Below are 21284 nucleotides of genomic sequence, written 5' to 3' on the forward strand. Positions count from 1 at the left end.
TCGTGTGCGGTCTGGGGTGAAGCGCTTTCTTCGGGTACGTGCTGATGCGCGGTTCCGCTGTCGGTGGGGTTCAGCCCGCGTACGGGTCCGCGACCTTGCCCGGGCGGGCCAGGAACTCGAAGTCGCAGCCGGTGTCGGCCTGGGTGATCTGCTCGTTGTAGAGCGCGCCGTAGCCGCGCTCGTAACGGGTGGGCGGCGGCGTCCAGTCCGCCCTGCGCCGTTCCAACTCCTCGTCGTCCACGTGGAGATGGAGGGAGCGCGCCTCGACGTCGAGGGTGATCAGGTCCCCGGTGCGGACGAGCGCCAGGGGTCCGCCGACGTATGACTCGGGCGCGACGTGCAGCGCGCAGGCGCCGTAACTCGTGCCGCTCATCCGGGCGTCGGAGATCCGCACCATGTCCCGCACGCCCTGCTTGAGCAGATGGCCGGGGATGGGCAGCATCCCGTACTCGGGCATGCCGGGGCCGCCCTTGGGCCCCGCGTTGCGCAGCACCAGCACGCTGTCGGCCGTGATGCCCAACTCGGGGTCGTCGATGGTGCGTTGCATGGTCCTGTAGCCGTCGAAGACGACCGCGGGACCGGTGTGCCTGAGCAGGTGCGGTTCGGCGGCGATGTGCTTGATGACGGCGCCGTCGGGGCAGAGGTTGCCGCGCAGTACGGCGACTCCGCCCTCGCTCGCGACCGGGTTCTCGCAGGTGCGGATGACGTCGTCGTCGTGGACGACGGCGCCCTCCAGCTGCTCCCCCAGCGTGCCGTTCACGGTCGGCCGGTCCAGGTGCAGCAGGTCGGTGATCCGGGAGAGGAAGGCGGGCAGGCCGCCGGCGAAGTGGAAGTCCTCCATGAGGTACGTCTGTCCGCCGGGGCGGACGTTGGCGAGGACCGGCACGGTACGCGCGATGCGGTCGAAGTCGTCCAGGGTGAGCGGTACTCGGCAGCGTCCCGCCATCGCGATCAGATGGATGACCGCGTTCGTGGAGCCGCCGAGTCCGAGCACGGTGGTGACGGCGTCCTCGAACGCCTCGCGGGTGAGGATCGCGGACGGCCTGAGCCCGGTCCAGGCGAGATCGACGGCGCGGCGCCCGGAGGCGGCGGCCATCCGCTCGTGCGCGGAGTCGACGGCCGGGATCGAGGAGGCACCGGGCAGCGTCATGCCGAGGGCCTCCGCGGCCGCGGTCATCGTGGACGCGGTCCCCATGGTCATGCAGTGCCCCGGGGAACGCGCCAACCCGCCCTGGAGATCGCGCAGTTCGCAGTCGGTCAGGTTGCCGGCGCGGTGCTCGTCCCAGTACTTCCACATGTCGGTGCCGGAACCGAGGGTCTCCCCGCGCCAGTGCCCCGGCAGCATCGGCCCGGCGGGCACGAAGACCGACGGCACGTCGGCCGAGGCCGCGCCCATGAGCAGCGCCGGCGTCGACTTGTCGCAGCCGCCGAGCAGCACCGCCGCGTCGATGGGATACGACCGCAGCAGTTCCTCCGTCTCCATCGCGAGCAGGTTGCGGTAGAGCATCGGGGTCGGCTTCTGGTACGTCTCGGAGAGCGTGGCGACCGGGAATTCGAGCGGGAAGCCACCGGCCTGCCACACCCCGCGCTTGACCGCCTCGGCGCGCTCGCGCAGATGGACGTGGCAGGGGTTGATGTCGGACCAGGTGTTGAGGACGGCGATCACCGGGCGGCCCCGGTACTCCTCCGCCTCGTAACCGAGCTGGCGCATCCGGGCGTTGTGCGACCAGGTGCGCAGCTGGCCCTCGGTGCCGTACCACTGGTGGCTGCGGAGCTCCTCGGGGCGCATTCTGCCGGCGGGCGCGTTCACAGGGACCATCCGGCGGCTATCGCGGCGACCTCGGCGCGTTCGTCCTCGGGCAGGTGCCTGCTGGGCGGGCGGACGTCGCGGCGGCACAGGCCGAGGGAGGCGAGGGCCTCCTTGACGACGGTGACGTTGTCGGCGGAGCCGTTCGCGGCGCGCAGTTCCTCGAAGCGGCGGATCTGCTCCCACACCTTCATGGCGGCCGGGTAGTCGCCGGCGCGCAGCGCGTCGATCATGTTGAGCGAGACGGACGGGGCGACGTTCACCAGGCCGGAGGTGAAGCCGGTGGCGCCCGCGGAGAAGTACGAGGGGGCGTAGGGCTCGGCGAGACCGGCGATCCAGACGAAGCGGTCGAGGCCCGCGTCCCGGGCGAAGGCGGCGAACTTGGCGGCGTCCGGCACGGCGTACTTGACGCCGATGACGTTCGGGCAGGCGTCGGCGAGCTGGGCGAGACGGGCACCGGTCAGCTGGGCGTTGCGGATGTACGGGACGACGCCCAGCTCCGGGACGGACGCGGCGATGGCGCGGTGGTAGTCGACCCAGCCGGCCTGGGAGACGTACGGATGGACGGGCTGGTGGACCATCACCATCTGCGCGCCGTGCTCGCGGGCGTGCCGGGCGGAGGCGACGGCGGTGGGCACGTCGTGTCCGACGCCGGCCAGGATGGCCGCCCGGCCGCCCGCCTCCTGAAGGGTCAGCTCGGTGACCAGCCGGCGCTCCTGCGGGGTCAGGGCGTAGAACTCGCCGGTGTTGCCGTTCGGGGTGAGGGTGGTGACTCCGCCGTCGAGCAGCCGGCGCAGCAGGGCCCGGTGGGCGTCCTGGTCGACGGTGCCGTCCGCGGCGAACGGGGTCACCGGGATCGCCACCACGTCGGCCAGTGCCGTCCGCTGGGTCTCGAACGCCACGCTGCTCATTCCTGGCCTTCCTCTGCCTGGGCTTCCTCTGACTGGGCTTCCTCTGCCTGGCCTTCCTCTGACTGGGCTTCGGGGAACGCTCGCCGCACGAAGGACGCGATGTGGGCGTGCAGGGCGCGGGCCGCGCCGTCCGCGTCGCCGTCGAGGGCGAGCCGCAGGATCTCCCGGTGCTCGCCCGCCTCCCGCTCCCAGGAGGGGTCGGAGGCCCAGGCGACGGCGGAGACCAGGGCGGCCTGGTCGCGCACCTCGTCGAGCATCCGGCCGAGCAGCGGGTTGCCGCACGGCAGGTACAGCGCGCGGTGGAACTCCCGGTTGGCGAGGGAGCGTTCGGCGGTGTCGCCGGCGCCGTCGGCCCGGGTCAGGGCGTCGCGCGCGGCGTCCAGGGAGGCTCCGCGCCGCACCGCCCGCTTCAGCGCCTCCGGTTCGAGCAGCAGGCGTACGTCGTAGACCTCGCGCGCCATGTCCGCGTCCACCATGCGCACCGTGACGCCCTTGTACTGGCTCATCACCACGAGTCCGGTGCCGGCCAGGGTCTTGAGCGCCTCGCGCACCGGGGTCTTGGAGACCCCGAACTGCGCGGCGAGCTCGGTCTCGACCAGGGCCTGGCCGGGCGTCAGCTGCCCGGTGAGGATGCGGTGCTTGATCGCGTCCAGCACGTACTGCGTGCGGGACGGAATCGGCATGGGCACAGAGGTCATGCGCGCCTCTCGGAAGTCACGTGTGAGATCTGGGGTATCTGATCTCGCGTATCGCGTCTCATATATGACGTACGAAGTACGACGCGTTGAAGGTAGGAGGGAGCGCGGGTTTCGTCAATGGTTCCGACGGAAAGAGGTCGGGGCCGCGCGGTGTGCGCGACCCCGACCTGGGATTTCGTACCGTTCGCTCAGCGCCGGGGACGCCAGCCCGGCTCCCGTCCGCTCAGCCCGATCGTCCGGTCGAGCAGTGACGCGTCGGACGGAACGGACACGATCGGGCCGAAGATGGCGCCGCGGTTCGGGTCTCCGGCCGCGGCCAGCAGGAACTCGTGGGAGGTCTGCAGGGCGGCCGGGTCCGGGGTGTAGTCCTGGCCGGTGGCGCGGGCCAGGTCCCAGCCGTGGATCACCAGTTCGTCGGTGGCCACGGCCGCGGCGACCGCGCCCGGCAGGTCCACGCCGCCCGCGCGGGTCATGCCGGTCCAGGCGGCGGGGTCGCGCCAGGCGTCGGCGAGCTCGTCGAGGAGCTTGGGCAGTTCCTCGCGCCAGCCCGGGCCGAGCTCGGGCAGGCCGGCCTGCGGAGGGGTGTCGGTGGTGCCGCCCAGGTCCTTGCGGGCGGCGTCGCGGAAGGCGGCGGTCAGGCCGAGGATGTGGCCCAGCATGGCCTGCACCGTGTAGTCCGGACAGGGCGTCCGCCCCGCCATGTGCTCCTCGTGCACCCCCTCCGCAAGCTTCGCGACGACGCGCGTCTGCGGTCCGAGGTCGAGGGTCGTGTCGGTCATCCGCTGCTCCTCGTGGTCTTGGTCTTGAAGGAACAGACCGGTGCGAGTCCCGAAACTCATCGGGCCCCGCACCTCACGATGTCCACGCGGTGCGCGTCGGCCGTTCCCGTCGCCGTTCTAAGGCAGTTGCCCCATGCCCCGGCGGGGGCCTTAGACCCACGATGGCCAGGCATGACGACATCGGCATCGGCATCGAGCCCGGATTCGGCGTGGGCGGTGGTGCGCGTCCTGCGGGACCGCAACGCGGGGCTGTACCTCGCGGGCGTGGTGGTCTCCGGCTTCGGCACGTCGGCGCTGTGGCTGGCGTCGGGCGTGTGGGTCAAGGACCTGACGGGCTCGAACGGCCTCGCGGCGCTCTGCCTGCTCGCCATGTGGGCGCCCACGCTCGCCGGTCCCCTGCTCGGCACGCTCGCCGACCGCGTGCGCCGCAAACCCCTGCTGATCGGCACGAACCTGCTGCCGGCCGCCCTGCTGCTCACGCTCCTCGGCGCCGGCTCCCCCGGCCGTCTCTGGCTGATCTACACGGTCCTGTTCCTCTACGGCGCGGCGGGCGTCGTCCAGGACGCGGCCGAGTCCGCCCTCGTGGCCGCCGCCGTGGACCGGTCGCTGCTCGGCGACTTCAACGGGCTGCGCATGACGGCGAACGAGGGCATGAAGCTGGTGGCGCCACTCGCGGGCGCGGGCCTGTACGCGGCGTACGGCGGCCCGGGCGTCGCCCTGCTGGACGCGGTCACCTTCGTCGTGGCCGCGGGGGTGTGCGCCCTGCTGCGCGTCCGCGAGGACAGGGTGGTGCCCACGACGGCGGGCTGGTGGGCGCGGACGGCCGAGGGCACGTGCTTCCTGTGGGCGCACGCCCGGCTGCGGCGCCTGGTCCTGGCCGCGGCCGGCACGATGCTCTGCGCGGGCGTGAGCGGCGCGCTGCTCTACGCCGTCGTCGACGGGCTCGGGCACGCCCCCGCCTACGCCGGTGTCCTGTACGCGGTCCAGGGTGCGGGCTCGGTCGTGCTCGGACTGGCCTCCGGGCCCGCCCTGCGCCTGCTGGGCGGGCGCCGGTTCGCGGCGGCCGGGATCGCCCTCACGGCGTGCGCGGTGGCGGCGCGGGCGGCGCCGGCCGATCCGGTGGCGCTGGCGTGCAGCGCGGCCAGCGGAGTGGGGCTGCCCTGTGTGCTGATCGCCGCGATGACGGCCGTGCAGCGCGAGACCCCGGGCGCGCTGCTGGGCCGCACCGCCGCGACGGCCGGCACCCTGATGTTCACGCCGAACGTGGTCGGCCTGGCCGCCGGCGCGGCTCTGGTCGAGCTGGTCGACTACCGGCTGCTGCTGGTCGTCCTCGGTGCGGCGCTGCTGGTGATCGCCACGGTCCTTCTTCAGAGTCCGGCGAGTGCCTCCCGTACCAGCGACAGGTCGCCGTCCGACGCCAACCCGGCGTGATAGAGCCGCAGTTCGGTCGCGCCACGGTCCCGGGCCCCGGCCGCGTCCGCAGCCAGCGTGCCCGGGCTGCCGCCCATGCCCGAGACCACGGTGAAGTTGGCGGCGAGGACGGCCCCTTCACGGCCCTGCTCGGCGAACGGCGTCAGCAGGCCCGTGCCGCCCGCGCACGGCACCACCACGCCGTCGGCGACGGACAGGATGTGCGCGGGGTCCACGCCGGCGTTGGCGCCGACGTGGTACGGCACCGGGTCCGCGTGCAGCAGCACCTGGAAGCCCTCGGGAGCCGCCGCGCGGACCGCCCGGACCGCCGTCTCCTGGAGCGTGCGGGCCCTCTCGTCGCGCCACGCGCGCGTGGCGGCCGCCTTCGCCTCGCCGAGTGCCTTCTCGACCCCGGCCCAGCCCCCGTCGTCCGGCGCGCCCCGCCACAGCGGTTCCAGCGCCTCGCGCACGGAGGCCGCCAACTCGTCCGCGTCCAGGCCCTGTTCGCCGTAGCCCTGGCGGCAGGCGGGGCAGAAGCAGAGCGACATCAGATACGAACCGGCATCCCCGAGGCCGACCCCGCCGGTCTTGTCGTGGGCGTGCAGATGCTGCAGTCCGTACCAGCCGAGCGACTCCAGCTCGGTACCGCGCGCCCCCGGCCGCACCGCCCCCTCGGCGGCCAGTTCGACGAGGTACGCGCGCGTGGCGGGCTGGGCGATGCACGGGGCCCACGGGTAGCGGTCGCCGTAGGCGTTGACGACGGAGGTGTCCGGATGCTCCGCGCCCAGGCGGGAGTTGTGCGCGAGCACGACCCAGGTGTGCACCTCGAGCCCGGTGTCCGCGAGCGCCGCCGCGGCCTCGCCGTACGCGTCCCCGGGCGCCCAGTCCCCCGCCGCGTACGGCCTGAGCTCCCGTCCCTCCCAGCGTGCGTCCGCCGGGTAGAGCACGGCGGCGTGCTCGGCGGTGACGATGCGGTGGCGCGGGTGGCGGGGCGTCAGCGCGCGCGTCGAGTGGTACGCCGCGGCGAGCGTCACCTGCCGTACGCCGAGCGCGGCGATGCGGCCCGCGGCCTCCGGGTCCCCGTTGACGTCCCAGGGGTAGACGAACGCCGACGCCTTCACCGCGGCTCCTCCAGCAGCGCGTACCCGCGCTCGATCAGCTGGGCGAGCTGCTTGACATGCTCCTCGGTCGGTTCCTGCAGCGGGGAGCGCACCTCGCCCACGTCGAGGCCGCGCAGCCGTACGCCCGCCTTCACGAGGGCGACGGCGTACCCCCGCCCCTGGGCGCGCAGTTCGACGAACGGCCGGTAGAAGCCGTCGAGGAGGCGCTGCGTGGTGGGGTCGTCACCGGTGCGCAGGGCCTCGTAGAAGGCGCGGGCGATCTCCGGGGCGAAGCAGAACACGGCGGAGGAGTACAGGCCGATGCCGATGGCGCGGTAGGCGAGCTGGGTCTGCTCGGCGGTCGGCAGGCCGTTGAAGTAGAGGAAGTCGCCGGGGACTTCGGTGCGTACGGCGCTGACGATGCGCTGCATCAGGTCGAGGTCGCCGACGCCGTCCTTGAAGCCGATGATCCCCTCCGTGCGGGCGAGTTCGGCGACGCTCTCGGGGGTGAACACGGCGTTGTCGCGCTGGTAGACGATCACGGGCAGCGTGGTGGAGGCGGCCACCTCGCGGTAGTGCCGCAGCAGCCCCTCCTGCCCCGCGACCACGAGATAGGGCGGCATGGCCAGCAGCCCGTCCGCGCCGGCCTCTTCGGCGAGGCGCGCGTAGCGCACGGCGAGCGCGGTCCCGTACCCGGCGCCGGCGACGACCGGCACCCGCCCGTCCGTCGCCTCGACGGCCGCCCGCACGCACACCTCGAACTCCTCGGGCGTGAGCGCGTGAAACTCGCCGGTGCCGCAGCAGGCGAAGACTGCGGCGGCCCCGGCCTCGACCCCGCGGCGCACATGGGCGCGGTACACGTCGAGGTCGACCGAGCCGTCCGGCCCGAAGGCGGTGACCGGGAAGAACAGCGGCCCGCTGGGGATACTGAGTCGAGCGGCGAGGGGGGATGGCGTCACGGGCTCTCCCTGTGGCAGGCGCGTACGTTCTTCTGATCGGTGTCTATATCTCTGAACAACGCCACACTATGGAGCCGACTCCGGGCCGGTCAAGCGCGCAAACCCGCAAGACAGCGGCCGAATGAAAAAGGAAGGACAAGGAAGGGGAGCGGATGCGGCCGCTCCGCGCGACACTTGACGGAGCTGGGCCGCGCTCCATAGCGTTTCCACGAATGTGAATACTGTCCATACATGCGGCCACCTGTCACAGGCGGCGGACTCAAGGAGACCCGAGGATGCCCGCTCCCCGCACCGTTCTGCTCACCGGCGCCGCCGGCGGACTCGGCACGCTGATGCGGAACCTGCTCCCCGCCTTCGGCCACGAGCTGCGCCTGCTCGACCTGCGCCCGATCGAGGGCGATCCCGACGCGATCACCGCCGACCTCGCCGACAAGAAGGCCCTGCGCGAGGCCGTACGCGGCGTCGACGCGATCATCCACCTCGCCGGCATCTCCCTGGAAGCCCCCTTCGAGAAGATCCTCGCGGCGAACATCGAGGGCACGTACAACCTGTACGCGGCCGCCCGCGAGGAGGGCGTCGGCCGGATCGTCTTCGCCTCCTCCAACCATGCGGTCGGCTTCACCCCGCGCCCCCAGGGCGGCGATCCGCTCATCCCGATCGACACCCCGCACCGCCCGGACACCTTCTACGGGCTGTCCAAGTCCTTCGGCGAGGACCTCGCCCAGCTCTACTGGGACAAACACGGCCTGGAGACGGTCTCGGTGCGCATCGGCTCGTGCTTCCCGGAGCCGACCAGCGTCCGGATGCTGTCGGTGTGGATGAGCCCGGCCGACGGCGCCCGGCTCTTCCACGCGGCCCTGACCGCCGAGCACGTCGGCCACACCGTGGTCTACGGCTCCTCGGCCAACACCCGCCTGTGGTGGGACCTCACGACGGCGCGGGCGCTCGGCTACGAACCGCAGGACGACTCCGAGCCGTTCGCACAGAAGCTCATCGCCGAACAGGGCGAGCTGGAGCCGGACAACGTCGCGCACGCCTACCTCGGTGGCCACTTCGTGAGCGAGCCGCCCATCTGGCCGTACTGACCCCGGCGCCGCCGGACGGCGGGAAACGATCGTTCGCGGCGGCGGGCGGGCACCGAACGGGCCCGCCCGCCGCCGCATTCGGGCACCGCGCCTGCCCGATCCCACGCCGTGTTTCACAGCCACGCAGGTCCGAGGCGGGCACTCCGCTTGACAAACGGGCACATACGGGCAGCATCGAGCCCGCGACAAGCCTGGTCAGTGCCGCCCACCCGGGGGTAGAACTTCCCCCATGGGCCCCACCCGGGCCCGAACGGGCAGTGAGCAGGGAAGGCGGGTGCGGCGATGACGGCGGACAGCGCGAGGACGGCGGAAGAACGTCAGCGCGAGATCGTGCGGGTCGCGCGCGCCACGGGCTCCGTCGACGTCACACTGCTCGCCGGCCGGCTGGGCGTGGCCAAGGAGACCGTACGGCGGGATCTGCGCGCCCTGGAGGACCACGGCCTGGTCCGCCGCACCCACGGCGGCGCCTATCCCGTGGAGAGCGCCGGCTTCGAGACGACGCTCGCCTTCCGCTCCACCAGCCATGTGCCCGAGAAGCGCCGGGTCGCGGCCGCCGCGGCCGAGCTGCTCGGGGATGCCGAGACGGTCTTCGTCGACGAGGGCTTCACCCCCCAGCTCATCGCCGAGGCGCTGCCCGGGGACCGGCAGCTGACCGTGGTCACCGCGTCCCTCCCGGTCGCGGGCAGTCTCGCCGAGTCCGACGGCATCTCCGTGCTGCTGCTCGGCGGCCGGGTCCGCTCCGGCACCCTCGCCACCGTCGACCACTGGACGACGAAGATGCTGGCCGGCTTCGTCATCGACCTCGCCTACATCGGCGCCAACGGCATCTCCCGCGAGCACGGCCTGACCACCCCCGATCCGGCCGTCAGCGAAGTGAAGGCGCAGGCCATCCGGGCCGCGCGCCGCACGGTGTTCGCGGGCGTGCACACCAAGTTCGGCGCGGTCAGCTTCTGCCGGTTCGCGGAGATCGGCGCACTGGAGACCATCGTCACCAGCACGCTGCTGCCGTCGGCCGAGGCCCACCGCTACTCCCTGCAGGGACCGCAGGTCATCAGGGTCTGATCCGCCGACCGAGCCGTCACGCAGGGCATCCCCACCCCAAGAGCGCCCCAAATATCCCCCTATGTCCAGGAGCGATCCATGCGCACCCAGAGCCGACGACGGCCACCGCGAGCAACGCTCGCCCTGGCCGCCGCAGGGACGCTGCTCGCCCCGCTGCTCTCCGGCTGTTGGGTCGGGGCGGGCGGGTCCGGTTCCGGCGGCAACTCCATCAACGTGCTGATGGTCAACAACCCGCAGATGGTGGAGTTGCAGAAGCTCACCGCCAAGAACTTCACCAAGGAGACCGGCATCAAGGTGAACTTCACCGTCCTGCCGGAGAACGACGTCCGCGACAAGATCAGCCAGGACTTCGCCAACCAGGCGGGCCAGTACGACGTGGCGACGCTCAGCAACTACGAGATCCCGATCTACGCCAAGAACGGCTGGCTGCACGAGATGGACTCGTACGTCGCCAAGGACCCCTCCTACGACGAGCAGGACGTCCTCAAGCCGATGCGCCAGTCCCTGACCGCCGAGGACAAGAAGCTCTACGGTCAGCCCTTCTACGGCGAGTCGTCCTTCCTGATGTACCGCAAGGACGTCTTCGCCGAGAAGGGCCTGACGATGCCGGCCCACCCCACCTGGGACCAGGTGGCGCGGCTCGCCGCCCAGGTCGACGGGGCGAAGCCGGGGATGCGCGGCATCTGCCTGCGCGGCCTGCCGGGCTGGGGCGAGCTCATGGCACCGCTCACCACCGTGGTGAACACCTTCGGCGGCACCTGGTTCACCAAGGACTGGAAGGCCCAACTGGACTCCCCCGCCTTCGAGAAGGCCACCAAGTTCTACGTCGACCTGGTACGCAGGCACGGCGAGTCCGGCGCCGCGCAGTCCGGATTCGCCGAGTGCCTCAACAACATGACGCAGGGCAAGGTCGCCATGTGGTACGACGCCACGTCCGCGGCCGGCTCGCTGGAGGCCAAGGGCTCCCCGGTCAAGGGCAAGCTCGCCTACGCGCCGGCCCCCGTCGACAAGACCGACAACTCCGGCTGGCTCTACACCTGGGCCTGGGGCATCCAGAAGGCGTCCCACAATCCCGACAAGGCCTGGAAGTTCGTGTCCTGGGCGTCCGGCAAGGGCTACGAGCAGCTGGTCGGCGAGAGCAGCGGCTGGCCCAACGTGCCCGCGGGCAAACGCGCCTCGACCTACGAGAACGCCGACTACCGCAAGTCGGCGGCCTCCTTCCAGGAGATGACGAAGGAGTCCATCGAGAGCGCGAAGCCCAACGACCCGGGGGTGCAGCCGCGGCCCGCGCCCGGCATCCAGTTCGTCGGCATCCCCGAGTTCACCGACCTCGGCACCAAGGTCTCCCAGGAGATCAGCGCGGCCATCGCCGGACACCAGTCCGTCGACTCGGCCCTGAAGAAGTCCCAGCAGCTCGCCGAGAAGATCTCGAAGGAGTACGAGGGGCGATGACAGCCACGACCACGGCTCCGATAGCCGCAACTCCCGTACGTACCAAGGGCGCACCTCCTGCCCGGCTGCGCGCCTGGGCCACCCGCGCCCCGCTCCTGCCCGCCCTGGTCTTCATGATCGTGGTGACCCAGCTCCCCTTCGTGGCCACGCTGGTGATCTCGTTCTTCGACTGGAACGCCCTCTACCCGAAGGCGCGTCACTTCACGGGCCTCGACAACTACCAGGAGGTCCTGACCGACGCCGACCTGCGCCACTCGGTGTGGACGACGGTCGTCCTCACGGTGGCGGTGGTCCTGGCCAGCCTGGTCCTGGGCCTGATGCTCGCGCTGCTCCTGGACCGCAGGTTCCGCGGCCGGGGCGTGGTCCGCACGCTCCTGATCGCCCCCTTCCTGGTGGTCCCGGTCGCCGCGGCGCTGCTGTGGAAGCACGTGCTCTACAACCCCGAATACGGCCTGCTCAACGGCCTGTTGCACTACGTCGGCGGCCCTCAGCCCGACTGGATCTCCAACACGCCGCTGCTCGCGGTGGAGGTGTCCCTGGTCTGGCAGTGGACGCCGTTCATGATGCTGATCCTGCTGGCCGGCCTGCAGAGCCGCGACAGCCAGCAGCTGGAGGCCGCGCGCGTGGACGGCGCGAGCGACTGGCAGATCTTCCGCCATCTGACGCTGCCGCACCTGCGCCGCTACCTCGAACTCGGCGCCCTGCTCGGCTCGATCTACATCGTGCAGAACTTCGACGCGGTCTTCACGATCACCTCGGGCGGCCTGGGCACCGCCAACCTGCCCTACACCGTCTACCAGAGCTTCTACCAGGCCCATGAGAACGGCCTCGCCTCGGCCGCCGGCGTCCTGGTCGTCATCGGCTCGATCATCATCGCGACCTTCGCGCTGCGCGTGGTGTCGTCCCTGTTCCGCGAGGAGGTGGGCCGCGCATGAGCACGGTCGCCGTATCAACCCGCCCCCGCCGCAGGGGAGCCGGCGTCGGCCTGGTGGCCTGGCTGGCCGGGATCGTCTTCTTCCTGCCCATCGCGTGGATGGCGCTGACCTCCTTCCACTCGGAGACGGACGCGGCGAAGAACCCGCCCGCCTTCGATGCCGCCTTCACGCTGGACGGCTACCGGGAGTTCTTCGGCTCGGGCGGCGGCGCCAGCCCCTGGCCTTCCCTGATCAACTCCGCGGTGGCGTCGATCGGTTCGACGATCGTGGTCCTGCTGCTGGCACTCCCGGCGGCGTACGCGCTCTCGATCCGCCCGGTGAAGAAGTGGACGGACGTCCTGTTCTTCTTCCTGTCGACGAAGATGCTGCCGATCGTCGCGGGCCTGCTGCCGATCTACCTCTTCGCCAAGAACACCGGGATGCTGGACAACATCTGGCTGCTGGTCATCCTCTACACCTCCATGAACCTGCCGATCGCCGTGTGGATGATGCAGTCCTTCCTCGCCGAGGTGCCGGTGGCGGTGATCGAGGCGGCGCAGATCGACGGCGCCCGGCTGCCGACCATCCTCGCGCGCGTGGTGGCGCCGATCGCGCTGCCGGGCATCGCGGCGACCGCCCTGATCTGCTTCATCTTCAGCTGGAACGAACTGCTGTTCGCCCGGGTCCTGACGGGCGTGGTCGCGGAGACCGCCCCCGTCTTCCTGACCGGCTTCATCACCAGCCAGGGCCTGTTCCTGGCGAAGGTGTGCGCCGCGTCGCTCGTCATCTCCCTGCCGGTGCTCGCCGCGGGGTTCGCCGCCCAGGACAAGCTGGTCCAGGGCCTGTCGCTTGGAGCCGTGAAATGAAGGCCGCCGTCATCGAGTCCGTGGGCCGCGCCGTCGTCACCGAGGTCCCCGACCCGACACCCGGCCCCCGCGAGGTCGTCGTCGAGGTCGCCGCCTGCGGCCTGTGCGGCACCGATCTGCACATCCTCCAGGGCGAGTTCGCGCCGAAGCTGCCGATCGTGCCCGGGCACGAGTTCGCGGGTCAGGTGGTCGGCGTCGGCACCCAGGTCACGGAGGTCGCGATCGGCGACCGGGTGGCGGTCGACCCGTCGCTGTACTGCTACGAGTGCCGCTACTGCCGTACGGGCCACAACAACCTCTGCGAGCGGTGGGCCGCGATCGGCGTCACGACCGCCGGCGGCGCGGCGCAGTTCGCGGTGGCGCCGGTGGCCAACTGCGTGAAGCTGCCCGAGCACGTCCGCACCGAGGACGCCGCCCTGGTGGAGCCCCTGTCCTGCGCCGTCCGCGGCTACGACGTCCTGCAGTCCCGGCTGGGCGCGCACGTCCTGATCTACGGCTCGGGCACGATGGGCCTGATGATGCTGGAGCTCGCCAAGCGGACGGGCGCGGCCAGCGTCGACGTGGTCGACCTGAACCCGGCACGCCTGGAGACCGCCCGGCGGCTCGGCGCCTCGGCCTCGGCGGCGAACGCGGACGAGCTGGACCGCCCCCGGGGCTGGGACCTCGTGGTCGACGCGACCGGCAACGCGGCCGCGATCCAGGACGGCCTGGACCGGGTCGCGAAGGCGGGCACCTTCCTCCAGTTCGGCGTCGCGGACTACGCGACCCGCGTGACGATCGACCCGTACCGCATCTACAACCAGGAGATCACGATCACCGGCTCCATGGCGGTCCTGCACAGCTTCGAACGGGCCGCCGAGCTCTTCGCGGGCGGCGTCCTGGACCCGGAGGTCTTCATCAGCGACCGCATCCCGCTGGACCGCTACCCGGAGGCCCTGGAGCAGTTCGCCGCTGGGGTGGGCCGCAAGATCGTGGTGGTGCCGTAGGACACCCCGGGACCGGCCCCCGCGGCGGAAGTGCGGGGGCCGGTCACGATTGGCCGGAGAGTAAGGGAACGGTAAAGCGCCCTCGCTCGTTCAACGGGCATGACAGCTATGACCCCTGGCTCGAACATCCCTCTTCCCACCGCCCGCGTGGCGGTGGACGTCGCCGCCCCCGTGCGGCTCGACGTGTCGGGCCTGCTGCTCACGGGCGACGGCAAGGTGCGCTCCGACGACGACTTCATCTTCTACAACCAGCCGAGCGGCCCGGGCGTGACCTACCGGTCCGGCGGGGGCACGGCGCCCGACGCGATCGTCGTCGACACCGCCGCCGTCCCCCCGGGCATCGAGAAGATCGTCGTCACCGCGAGCCCGGACGCCGCAGGCCAGACCTTCCAGGGCATCGAACCGACCGCCACGATCCGCGGCGCGGACGACAACAGCGTCCTGGCCACGTTCACACCCCCGCAGCTCGGAGCGGAGACGGCCCTGGTGGTCGTCGAGATCTACCAGCGCAACGGCCAGTGGAAGGCCCGCGCGGTCGGCCAGGGGTACGCCAACGGCCTGGGGGGCATCGCCACCGACTTCGGCGTCACGGTCGAGGAGCCGGCCGCGGCCGCCCCGCCCCGGCCGGCCGCCCCGCCCGTGTCCACCACGCCGCCCCCTCCCCAGGCCCCGCCCGCCGCCGCGGCCCCCGCCCCGGGCGCCGGGAAGATCAACCTCGACAAGGGCCGGGTCAGCCTCCAGAAGAACCAGACGGTCTCCCTCGTCAAGGGCGGCCGCCCGCTGCTCAGCCAGGTCAAGATGGGCCTCGGCTGGGAGCCGGCGTACGGCGGCAAGGACATCGACCTCGACGCGTCGGTCATCGCCTACGGCCCCCAGCGCAACCACATCGACAGCTGCTACTTCGGCAAGCTGTCCATCCTGAACGGCGCCATCAAGCACTCCGGCGACAACCTCACGGGCGAGGGCGGGGGCGACGACGAGGTCATCGTGGTCGACCTCGGCCGTATCCCGCAGGAGGCCACCGGCCTGGTCTTCACGGTCAACTCCTTCTCGGGGCAGAAGTTCACCGAGGTCGCCAAGGCCTACTGCCGCCTCCTGGACGCCGCGACCGGCGAGGAACTGGTCCGCTTCGACCTCACCAACGCCGAGCCCCAGACCGGCGTGATGATGGCGAAGCTGATCCGCCAGTTCTCCGGCGAGTGGGAGATGACGGCGATCGGCGACTTCGTGAAGGCCCGCACGGTCCGGAACATGGTGAAGCCGGCCGCACAGACGCTGTAAGCGGTCCTACGACACGCACGGGTGCCCCTGGGGCCAGGGGCACCCGTGCGTGCGGGTCTCGGAGGCGGGCTGGAGCGACACCCAGGCGCTGCTCGGCTTCAGCACCGCGGCCGCCCTGCTCGCCGGCTTCACCCTCGTCGAATCCCGGGCCGGCCAGCCGATCATGCCGCTCCGGCTCTTCTCCGACCGCGACCGCGCGGGCGGCCACCTGGGCGTGCTGCTGCTCACCGGAATGGGCTGCTCGTCACCGCGGCCGCCTGGCTGTGGCGGCTGCGGCCCGGCGACGGCTACCCGGACGGCCTGCTAGGCCCGCTGCTGCTGATGGGCGTCGGCGTCGGCCTGAGCTTCATGCCGCTCAACGCGACGATCCTGGCCCGCATCGAGCCGCGCGAGGCCGGCGCCGCCTCCGGACTGCTGCAGACCCTGCAGTGGCTCGGCGGCACACTCGGCCTGTCCGTCCTGGTCACGGTCTACGGCACGGCGGCCCGGCACGCCTCCGGCACCCCGGCCGAGATCCTCACCGAGGGCTCGGCACGCGCCTTCGGCGTCGGCGCGCTCATCGCGCTCGCCGCCCTGCTGGTGTCGGCCTTCGTGATCACGGGGCGCAAGCGCGAACCGTCCGGCACCGAGGGCGGCTAGAACAGTGCGCTGTACGCGTTCAGGGCGGGCTGCCCGCCCAGGTGCGCGTACAGCACCGTGGCGTCCCGGCCGATCTCCCCTCGCGCGACCAGGTCCACCATCCCCGCCATCGACTTCCCCTCGTACACGGGGTCGGTGACCATTCCCTCCGTACGGGCCGCGAGCCGCATCGCCTCCAGCGTCGTCTCGTCCGGAATGCCGTAGGTGCCCGCGTGGTACCGGTCGTCCAGCTCGACGTCCGAGCCGGTCAACTCCCTCTTGACACCGATGAGTTGACCGGTTCCCTGGGCGATCCGGACGATCTGCTCCTTCGTGGCGGCGGGCTTCGCCGAGGCGTCGACGCCGATCACCCGGCGCGCCCGCCCGCCCGCCTCCTCCAGAGCCGCGAACCCGGCGACCATGCCGGCCTGCGTCGAGCCGGTCACCGAGCACACCACCACGGTGTCGAAGAAGACCCCCAGCTCCCGCTCCTGCTCGGCGACTTCGTACGCCCACCCGGCGAAGCCGAGGCCGCCGAGCGGGTGGTCGGAGGCACCGGCCGGGATGGCGTACGGCTTGCCGCCGGACTCCTCGACCTCCCTGAGCGCCTGCTCCCAGCTCTCCTTGAACCCGATCCCGAACCCGGCCTTCACCAGCCGTACGTCCGCCCCGGCCAGGCGGCTGATCAGGATGTTACCGACCTTGTCGTACACGGAGTCGGGCCAGTCCACCCAACTCTCCTGTATCAGCACGCACTTGAGCCCGGCACGGGCGGCCACGGCCGCGACCTGGCGGGTGTGGTTGGACTGCACGCCTCCGATCGACACGAGCGTGTCGCAGCCCTTGGCGAGCGCGTCGGCGACCAGGTACTCCAGCTTGCGGGTCTTGTTGCCGCCGTAGGCGATGCCGGAGTTGCAGTCCTCGCGCTTGGCCCAGAGCGAGGCGCCACCGAGATGTGCGGTCAGCCGCTCCAGCGGATGCACCGGCGAGGGACCGAAGAGGAGGGGGTAACGCTCGTACGAGGAGAGGGACATGGGTCCTCCGGGGTCGGGATCAGTCGCCGTCGGCGAGGTCGGTGAGGGTGCGCCAGATCTCCGCGGTGACGCGGACCGCCTCGTCCACGTCACCGTCCGCGCAGGCGCCGATCAGCTGCTCGTGCAGCCCGGCCGAACGGCAGCCGCTCTCGCCGAAGCGGCGTCGCTCCAGGCGGCGGATGAGGGGGGTGTGCCGGGCGATGGTCGCGGCGGCCGCCCGGTTCCCGGCGGCGTGGACGAGGACGTCGTGCAGGTCGTCGTCGGCGCGCAGCGCCGCGTCGACGTCACCCGCGCCGACGGCGGCGGCGAAGCGCTCGTTGGCGGCGCGCATGGCCCGTACGCCCTCGGCGGGCAGCCGGGGCACGCCGACCCGCGTGGCCAGCTCGTGCATGGCGCCGACCACGGCGGCGGCGTCCCGCACGTCGGCGGCGACGAGCTCGGTGACCCGCGTGTAGCTCTGCGGCTTGCTCTCCAGAAGCCCCTCGTCGACCAGCCGCGAGAACGCCTCCCGCACCGGCGCCCGCGACAGCCCCAGCCGCCCGGCCAGCTCGGCGTCCCGCACCACCGCACCGGGTTCGAGCTCCCCGCCCACGATGGCGTCCCGGATCGCCTCGTAGGCACGGTCCCGGAGGAGGGTGCGCCGGACGGGTCGTATGGCTTCCATGAACTGAAATGTTAGATGTCAATCACGGATGCGTACAGAGGTCTCGCCGGACACGGCCGTGGCCCGCACCTCTCGTGAGGTACGGGCCATGCCTCGGCGCTCAGGCCGCCCAGGGCCAGTCGGCGTCCCGGGCCCCTTCGAGCAGCGGCACCATGCGGAAGGCGGCGTCCGACAGCCCTCCGAAGGTGTGCCGGTTCGCCTTGCCCGACGGGCCGTGGCCCGCGCGATAGCCGGCGAGGTTCCACGTGTAGACCGGCACGTGCGGCGGGACCTGCTCGGTCGGGTCGCCGTGATGGCTGTACGCGTACTGCTCGTCGGTGACGATCAGCACCCGGTCGTGCCCGCGGTAGTGCGCACGGACCGCGCCGGTCGTGTCGGTGCCGCCCAGGTCGCCGAAGCGGCCGAGGATCTTCAGCACCGACTCGCCCTTGCGGTACTTGATCCGGTTGCTGCCGGAGCCGAACTCGACGAGATCCGCGTCCGCCGCACGCAGCGCGAGCGCCGCGCCGAAGACCGCCGCCGCGTCGGCCCGGCTGAGCTCCGAACGGTCGGACATCCGCGAGAAGAACATCGAGCCCGAGCGGTCGACGAGCACCAGCGTCCGGCCGGGCAGCGCGGGCACGTTGGCCAGCGAGTGGCCGAGCGCCTGCTCCAGCGGGTACGACCAGCGCAGCGAAGGCGCGTGCCGGTACGCGGCGAGATACCGGAAGGGGAACTGCCGCGAGCGCGCCACCTCCGCCGGATCGCTGATCCTCGCCGCCACACGGGCCGCCACCTCGTCGGACACTCCGGCCTCGTCGAAGTTGCGCAGGTTGCGGGTCAGGGCCATCGCACCCATGGACGGGATCACGGCCTCCCAGGCGGCCCTGTCCATCGGCCCCTGGAGCCACCCGGCCAGCGCCTCCCAGGTCATCCCGGCCGCCGCAAGCCGCTCCGCGCCGTCCTGCGAGGCCACCACCGCCCGGCGCTCCCCCACCGGCAGCGCCATCAGCTCGCGGTGCGCGGTCAGCACACGGTCCGCCGCGGGCGGCACCGCGGTGTCGGGGTTGTGCCGGCGGTCGAGGGCGTACTGGAACAGTGCGCCCTGCCACGGCTTGTCCGGGTCCGGCGCCGCGTGCACCAGGTTGAGGATGTCGCCGAAGCGGTAGCCCTTGGACGAGGTGTCGTACTTCAGCAGCGACGTGCCGCTGTAGAGACGGCGTACGGCGTCGGCGATCCCGCGCTTGACGGGCTTGGGGACGCTGCGGCCGTACATCGCGGTCCAGTACCCGAGCAGCTCGCCGGGCTCGTCGGGGCGCCGCAGCACGGACGCCACGACCTGCCGGTTGGCCGGCCCGTCGGTGGCCCCCGCGTCGAGCCGCGCCTTCACGTACTCGGCGGCGCCCACGATCGAGGCCGTACGGAGGTTGCCCTCGCCGCGCAGCCAGCCGAGCAGGCCGGCGGTCCAGGCGGGGTCCTCGACGGCGAGCTGCCGGACGAGCCGCGCGAAGCGGTCGTCGCGGTCGGCGCCGGCCTCGTAGAAGGTCTGCTGCGACACGAAGTTGGAGACGGCGAGCAGAAAAAGCTCGGAGCGCGCGTCCCGCTCGCGGCCGCGGCCGCCCTCGTACGTACGGAGCACTCGGCCCGTGGAGGTGACCCGGGAAGCGGGCTGCGCCTTCGCGCCCTTGCGGTTGAATCGCGCCATGATGAATTCCCCCGAATTCGTTGCCGTTTCGGAGGGAGGCGCAGCAAAAGGAAGGTGCCCGAGATCAGGGGCGGCGACGGGACTATAACCTGGCGCGTCTGCCATTTCCGCCACACCGGCCCTGAGCCGGTGACGGGACTCGAACCCGCACCAATTTCTTGACCAGGTCCCTGAAGTATCCGCTGCCTGCGCACCGGGCACCCACCTTGAGCTGCGCCTCCCGAGATCAAGTCGGCTGCGGCATCGGATTCTCTGTGCAAGGGAAGTAGCCGCAGCCCGCGCACCGGGAGGTGCGATGAAGTTGTGGTGTCCAGAGATCGAGGCCGGCGGAACCGACGTAGGTGCTCTGACCCCTGAGCTACACCGGCCAGTTGTACCGGTGGCGGGACTCGAACCCGCGGCCGCCCCATTATGAGTGGAAGTAGGTCCTGCCTTCGCACCTGGACATGCATCACTTTAGGAGGGCGGCCGCGAGCCGGGCGAGCGAATTAATTCCGGGGAAAGCGGGCGGAAGGTCAGCCGCGCTTCTGGCGCTTCCACGGCCCGGTGATCGCCAGCATGATGCCCGGTGTCTGGATGTTGGCGTACAGGGTCGTACCGTCGGGCGAGAAGGTGACGCCCGTGAACTCGCTGTACTCGGGCGCCTCTTCGGTGCCGATGTTCAGTTCGTTGCGGGCGATGGGGTAGGTGCGGCCGCTGTCGGTGGCGCCGAACAGGTGCTGGAGGCCCTCGCCGTCCTCGGCGATGACCAGGCCGCCGTAAGGGGAGACGGTGATGTTGTCCGGGCCGTCGAAGTCGCCTTCCGCGGACGGGTCCGGGTTGACGCCGATGAGGACCTTCAGGGTCAGGGTGCGGCGCCTGGGGTCGTAGAACCAGACGGCGCCGTCGTGCTGGACGGGGCTCTCGTCACGGGCGTAGGAGGAGACGATGTACGTGCCGCCGTCGCCCCACCACATGCCCTCGAGCTTGCGGGCGCGGGTGACCTGGCCGGCGGTGAACTGCTTGCGGACGGAGGTCGTCCTCGCGTCGCGGTCGGGGACGTCCACCCAGTCGACGCCGTAGACCGTGCCGATCTTCGTGGCGCGGGAGAGGTCGTCGACGAACGTGCCGCCGGAGTCGAAGCACTTGAAGGCCTGGAGCACCCCGGCGTCGTCGGCGAGGGTGCGCAGCCTGCCGCGGCCGTGGTGGAAGTGCTCGGGCGGGGTCCAGCGGTAGAGCAGGCCGTTGGGGTTGGACGCGTCCTCGGTGAGGTACAGGTGGCCGCGCTTGGGGTCGACGACGACGGCCTCGTGGGCGTAACGGCCCAGCGCCTTCAGGGGTTTGGGGCCGCGGTTGGCGCGGCGGTCGGCGGGGTCGACCTCGAAGACGTAGCCGTGGTCCTTGGTCATGCCGTTGGCGCCGGCTTTGTCCTCGGTCTCCTCGCAGGTGAGCCAGGTGCCCCAAGGCGTGTTGCCGCCCGCGCAGTTGGTGGAGGTGCCGGCGATGCCGACCCACTCGGCGACGTGGTCGCGGCGGACCTCGACGACCGTGCAGCCGCCGGCGGCCGCGGGGTCGTAGACGAGTCCCTCGGTGAGCGGCACCGGATAGGGCCACTTGGCGCGCGGGCCGCCCAGTTCGTGGTTGTTGACCAGGAGGGTCGTGCCGCGGGGGCCGTCGAAGGTGGAGGTTCCGTCGTGGTTGGAGGGGGTGAACTCGCCCGACTCCAGCTTGGTCCTGCCGCTGTAGGTGATGATCCGGTATTTGAAGCCGGCGGGGAGGGCGAGGATGCCGTCCGGGTCGGGCAGCAGGGGTCCGTAACCGACTCCGGCGTGGCCGTGTCCCGGCTTCTCCTCCGCGCTCCCGGTGTCCGTGGAGGCAAGGGCGTTCGGGGCGGTGGCGAGGGCGCCGACGCTGCCCGCCAGCGCGACCCCGGCGCCCGTGATCGCGGATTTTCTGGCGAAGTCCCTGCGAGTGAGCGACATGGTGTCTCCTGTG

General features: G+C 71.6%; 20 protein-coding genes. 10 read left to right on the forward strand and 10 right to left on the reverse strand.

From position 1 onward, the window contains the following. Positions 1-70: 70 nt before the first annotated feature. The 4 genes from araD to ACIBN2_RS40595 all read right to left on the reverse strand — a co-directional run bounded on the left by araD (position 71) and on the right by ACIBN2_RS40595 (position 4195). Positions 71-1819, reverse strand: a complete 1749-nt coding sequence (gene araD, locus ACIBN2_RS40580; RefSeq protein WP_399142390.1) for an L-arabinonate dehydratase — start codon at positions 1817-1819, stop codon at positions 71-73. Further along, positions 1807-2718, reverse strand: a complete 912-nt coding sequence (locus ACIBN2_RS40585; protein WP_399142391.1) for a dihydrodipicolinate synthase family protein — start codon at positions 2716-2718, stop codon at positions 1807-1809. Before ACIBN2_RS40585 ends, araD begins: the two co-directional genes overlap by 13 nt. After that, positions 2715-3416 (reverse strand): GntR family transcriptional regulator, encoded by a 702-nt coding sequence (locus ACIBN2_RS40590; protein WP_399142393.1) that lies wholly within the window; start codon positions 3414-3416, stop codon positions 2715-2717. The genes ACIBN2_RS40585 and ACIBN2_RS40590 overlap by 4 nt, the downstream gene beginning before the upstream one ends. Positions 3417-3604: 188 nt before the next feature. Then, a complete protein-coding gene (locus ACIBN2_RS40595; RefSeq protein WP_399142395.1) occupies positions 3605-4195 on the reverse strand; it encodes a TIGR03086 family metal-binding protein in 591 nt (196 codons plus the stop codon). Positions 4196-4366: 171 nt separating this feature from the next. On the opposite strand from ACIBN2_RS40595, the gene ACIBN2_RS40600 reads away from it, so the two are divergent. Beyond that, the gene (locus ACIBN2_RS40600) at positions 4367-5626 is read left to right on the forward strand and encodes an MFS transporter (RefSeq protein ID WP_399142397.1); all 1260 of its coding nucleotides are present in this window, start codon (positions 4367-4369) and stop codon (positions 5624-5626) included. Here the strand turns inward: ACIBN2_RS40600 and ACIBN2_RS40605 are convergent. Together ACIBN2_RS40605 and ACIBN2_RS40610 are read right to left on the reverse strand one after the other, a co-directional pair. Next, the gene (locus ACIBN2_RS40605) at positions 5563-6726 is read right to left on the reverse strand and encodes a hypothetical protein (protein ID WP_399142399.1); all 1164 of its coding nucleotides are present in this window, start codon (positions 6724-6726) and stop codon (positions 5563-5565) included. The two genes, ACIBN2_RS40600 and ACIBN2_RS40605, sit on opposite strands and share 64 nt — an antisense overlap. Further along, complete coding sequence (locus ACIBN2_RS40610; protein WP_399142401.1) at positions 6723-7664, reverse strand: 5-dehydro-4-deoxyglucarate dehydratase; 942 nt, start codon at positions 7662-7664, stop codon at positions 6723-6725. The genes ACIBN2_RS40605 and ACIBN2_RS40610 overlap by 4 nt, the downstream gene beginning before the upstream one ends. A 275-nt stretch (positions 7665-7939) precedes the next feature. Between ACIBN2_RS40610 and ACIBN2_RS40615 the strand changes: the two genes are divergently transcribed. The 9 genes from ACIBN2_RS40615 (at position 7940) to ACIBN2_RS40655 (ending at position 15949) form a co-directional block, all read left to right on the forward strand. Then, a complete protein-coding gene (locus ACIBN2_RS40615; RefSeq protein WP_399142403.1) occupies positions 7940-8749 on the forward strand; it encodes an NAD-dependent epimerase/dehydratase family protein in 810 nt (269 codons plus the stop codon). A gap of 282 nt (positions 8750-9031) precedes the next feature. Beyond that, positions 9032-9811 carry a DeoR/GlpR family DNA-binding transcription regulator gene (locus tag ACIBN2_RS40620; RefSeq protein WP_399142405.1) on the forward strand — a complete coding sequence of 260 codons (780 nt, stop codon included), beginning with the start codon at positions 9032-9034 and terminating at the stop codon, positions 9809-9811. A 78-nt stretch (positions 9812-9889) separates the two neighbouring features. Continuing rightward, the gene (locus ACIBN2_RS40625; protein ID WP_399142407.1) at positions 9890-11263 is read left to right on the forward strand and encodes an ABC transporter substrate-binding protein; all 1374 of its coding nucleotides are present in this window, start codon (positions 9890-9892) and stop codon (positions 11261-11263) included. Then, positions 11260-12198, forward strand: coding sequence for a carbohydrate ABC transporter permease (locus ACIBN2_RS40630; protein ID WP_399142409.1), 939 nt, complete (start codon positions 11260-11262; stop codon positions 12196-12198). Before ACIBN2_RS40625 ends, ACIBN2_RS40630 begins: the two co-directional genes overlap by 4 nt. Continuing rightward, positions 12195-13043 carry a carbohydrate ABC transporter permease gene (locus tag ACIBN2_RS40635; RefSeq protein WP_399142410.1) on the forward strand — a complete coding sequence of 283 codons (849 nt, stop codon included), beginning with the start codon at positions 12195-12197 and terminating at the stop codon, positions 13041-13043. Before ACIBN2_RS40630 ends, ACIBN2_RS40635 begins: the two co-directional genes overlap by 4 nt. Then, a complete protein-coding gene (locus ACIBN2_RS40640) occupies positions 13040-14029 on the forward strand; it encodes a zinc-dependent alcohol dehydrogenase family protein (RefSeq protein ID WP_399142412.1) in 990 nt (329 codons plus the stop codon). Before ACIBN2_RS40635 ends, ACIBN2_RS40640 begins: the two co-directional genes overlap by 4 nt. A 108-nt stretch (positions 14030-14137) precedes the next feature. Then, positions 14138-15310: a TerD family protein gene (locus ACIBN2_RS40645; RefSeq protein ID WP_399142414.1), complete on the forward strand. Its 1173-nt coding sequence runs from the start codon at positions 14138-14140 to the stop codon at positions 15308-15310. Positions 15311-15359: 49 nt separating this feature from the next. Next, entirely contained in the window at positions 15360-15617 is a 258-nt protein-coding gene (locus tag ACIBN2_RS40650; RefSeq protein ID WP_399142416.1) for a hypothetical protein, read from the forward strand. 14 nt (positions 15618-15631) lie between these two features. Continuing rightward, on the forward strand, positions 15632-15949 hold the full coding sequence (locus tag ACIBN2_RS40655; RefSeq protein ID WP_399142417.1) for a hypothetical protein: 318 nt from the start codon (positions 15632-15634) through the stop codon (positions 15947-15949). Here the strand turns inward: ACIBN2_RS40655 and ACIBN2_RS40660 are convergent. The 4 genes from ACIBN2_RS40660 to ACIBN2_RS40675 form a co-directional block, all read right to left on the reverse strand. Continuing rightward, the gene (locus tag ACIBN2_RS40660) at positions 15946-16962 is read right to left on the reverse strand and encodes a 1-aminocyclopropane-1-carboxylate deaminase (protein ID WP_399142419.1); all 1017 of its coding nucleotides are present in this window, start codon (positions 16960-16962) and stop codon (positions 15946-15948) included. The genes ACIBN2_RS40655 and ACIBN2_RS40660 overlap by 4 nt on opposite strands. A 19-nt stretch (positions 16963-16981) precedes the next feature. Further along, positions 16982-17626, reverse strand: a complete 645-nt coding sequence (locus ACIBN2_RS40665; protein ID WP_399142421.1) for a GntR family transcriptional regulator — start codon at positions 17624-17626, stop codon at positions 16982-16984. Positions 17627-17726: 100 nt separating this feature from the next. Next, positions 17727-19310, reverse strand: coding sequence for a TROVE domain-containing protein (locus ACIBN2_RS40670; RefSeq protein WP_399142423.1), 1584 nt, complete (start codon positions 19308-19310; stop codon positions 17727-17729). 515 nt (positions 19311-19825) lie between these two features. After that, the gene (locus tag ACIBN2_RS40675; protein ID WP_399142424.1) at positions 19826-21271 is read right to left on the reverse strand and encodes an alkaline phosphatase PhoX; all 1446 of its coding nucleotides are present in this window, start codon (positions 21269-21271) and stop codon (positions 19826-19828) included. Between the last annotated feature and the right edge of the window lie 13 nt (positions 21272-21284).

It is taken from the genome of Streptomyces sp. NPDC050534 (genome assembly GCF_044457745.1).
Taxonomy (GTDB): Bacteria; Actinomycetota; Actinomycetes; order Streptomycetales; family Streptomycetaceae; genus Streptomyces.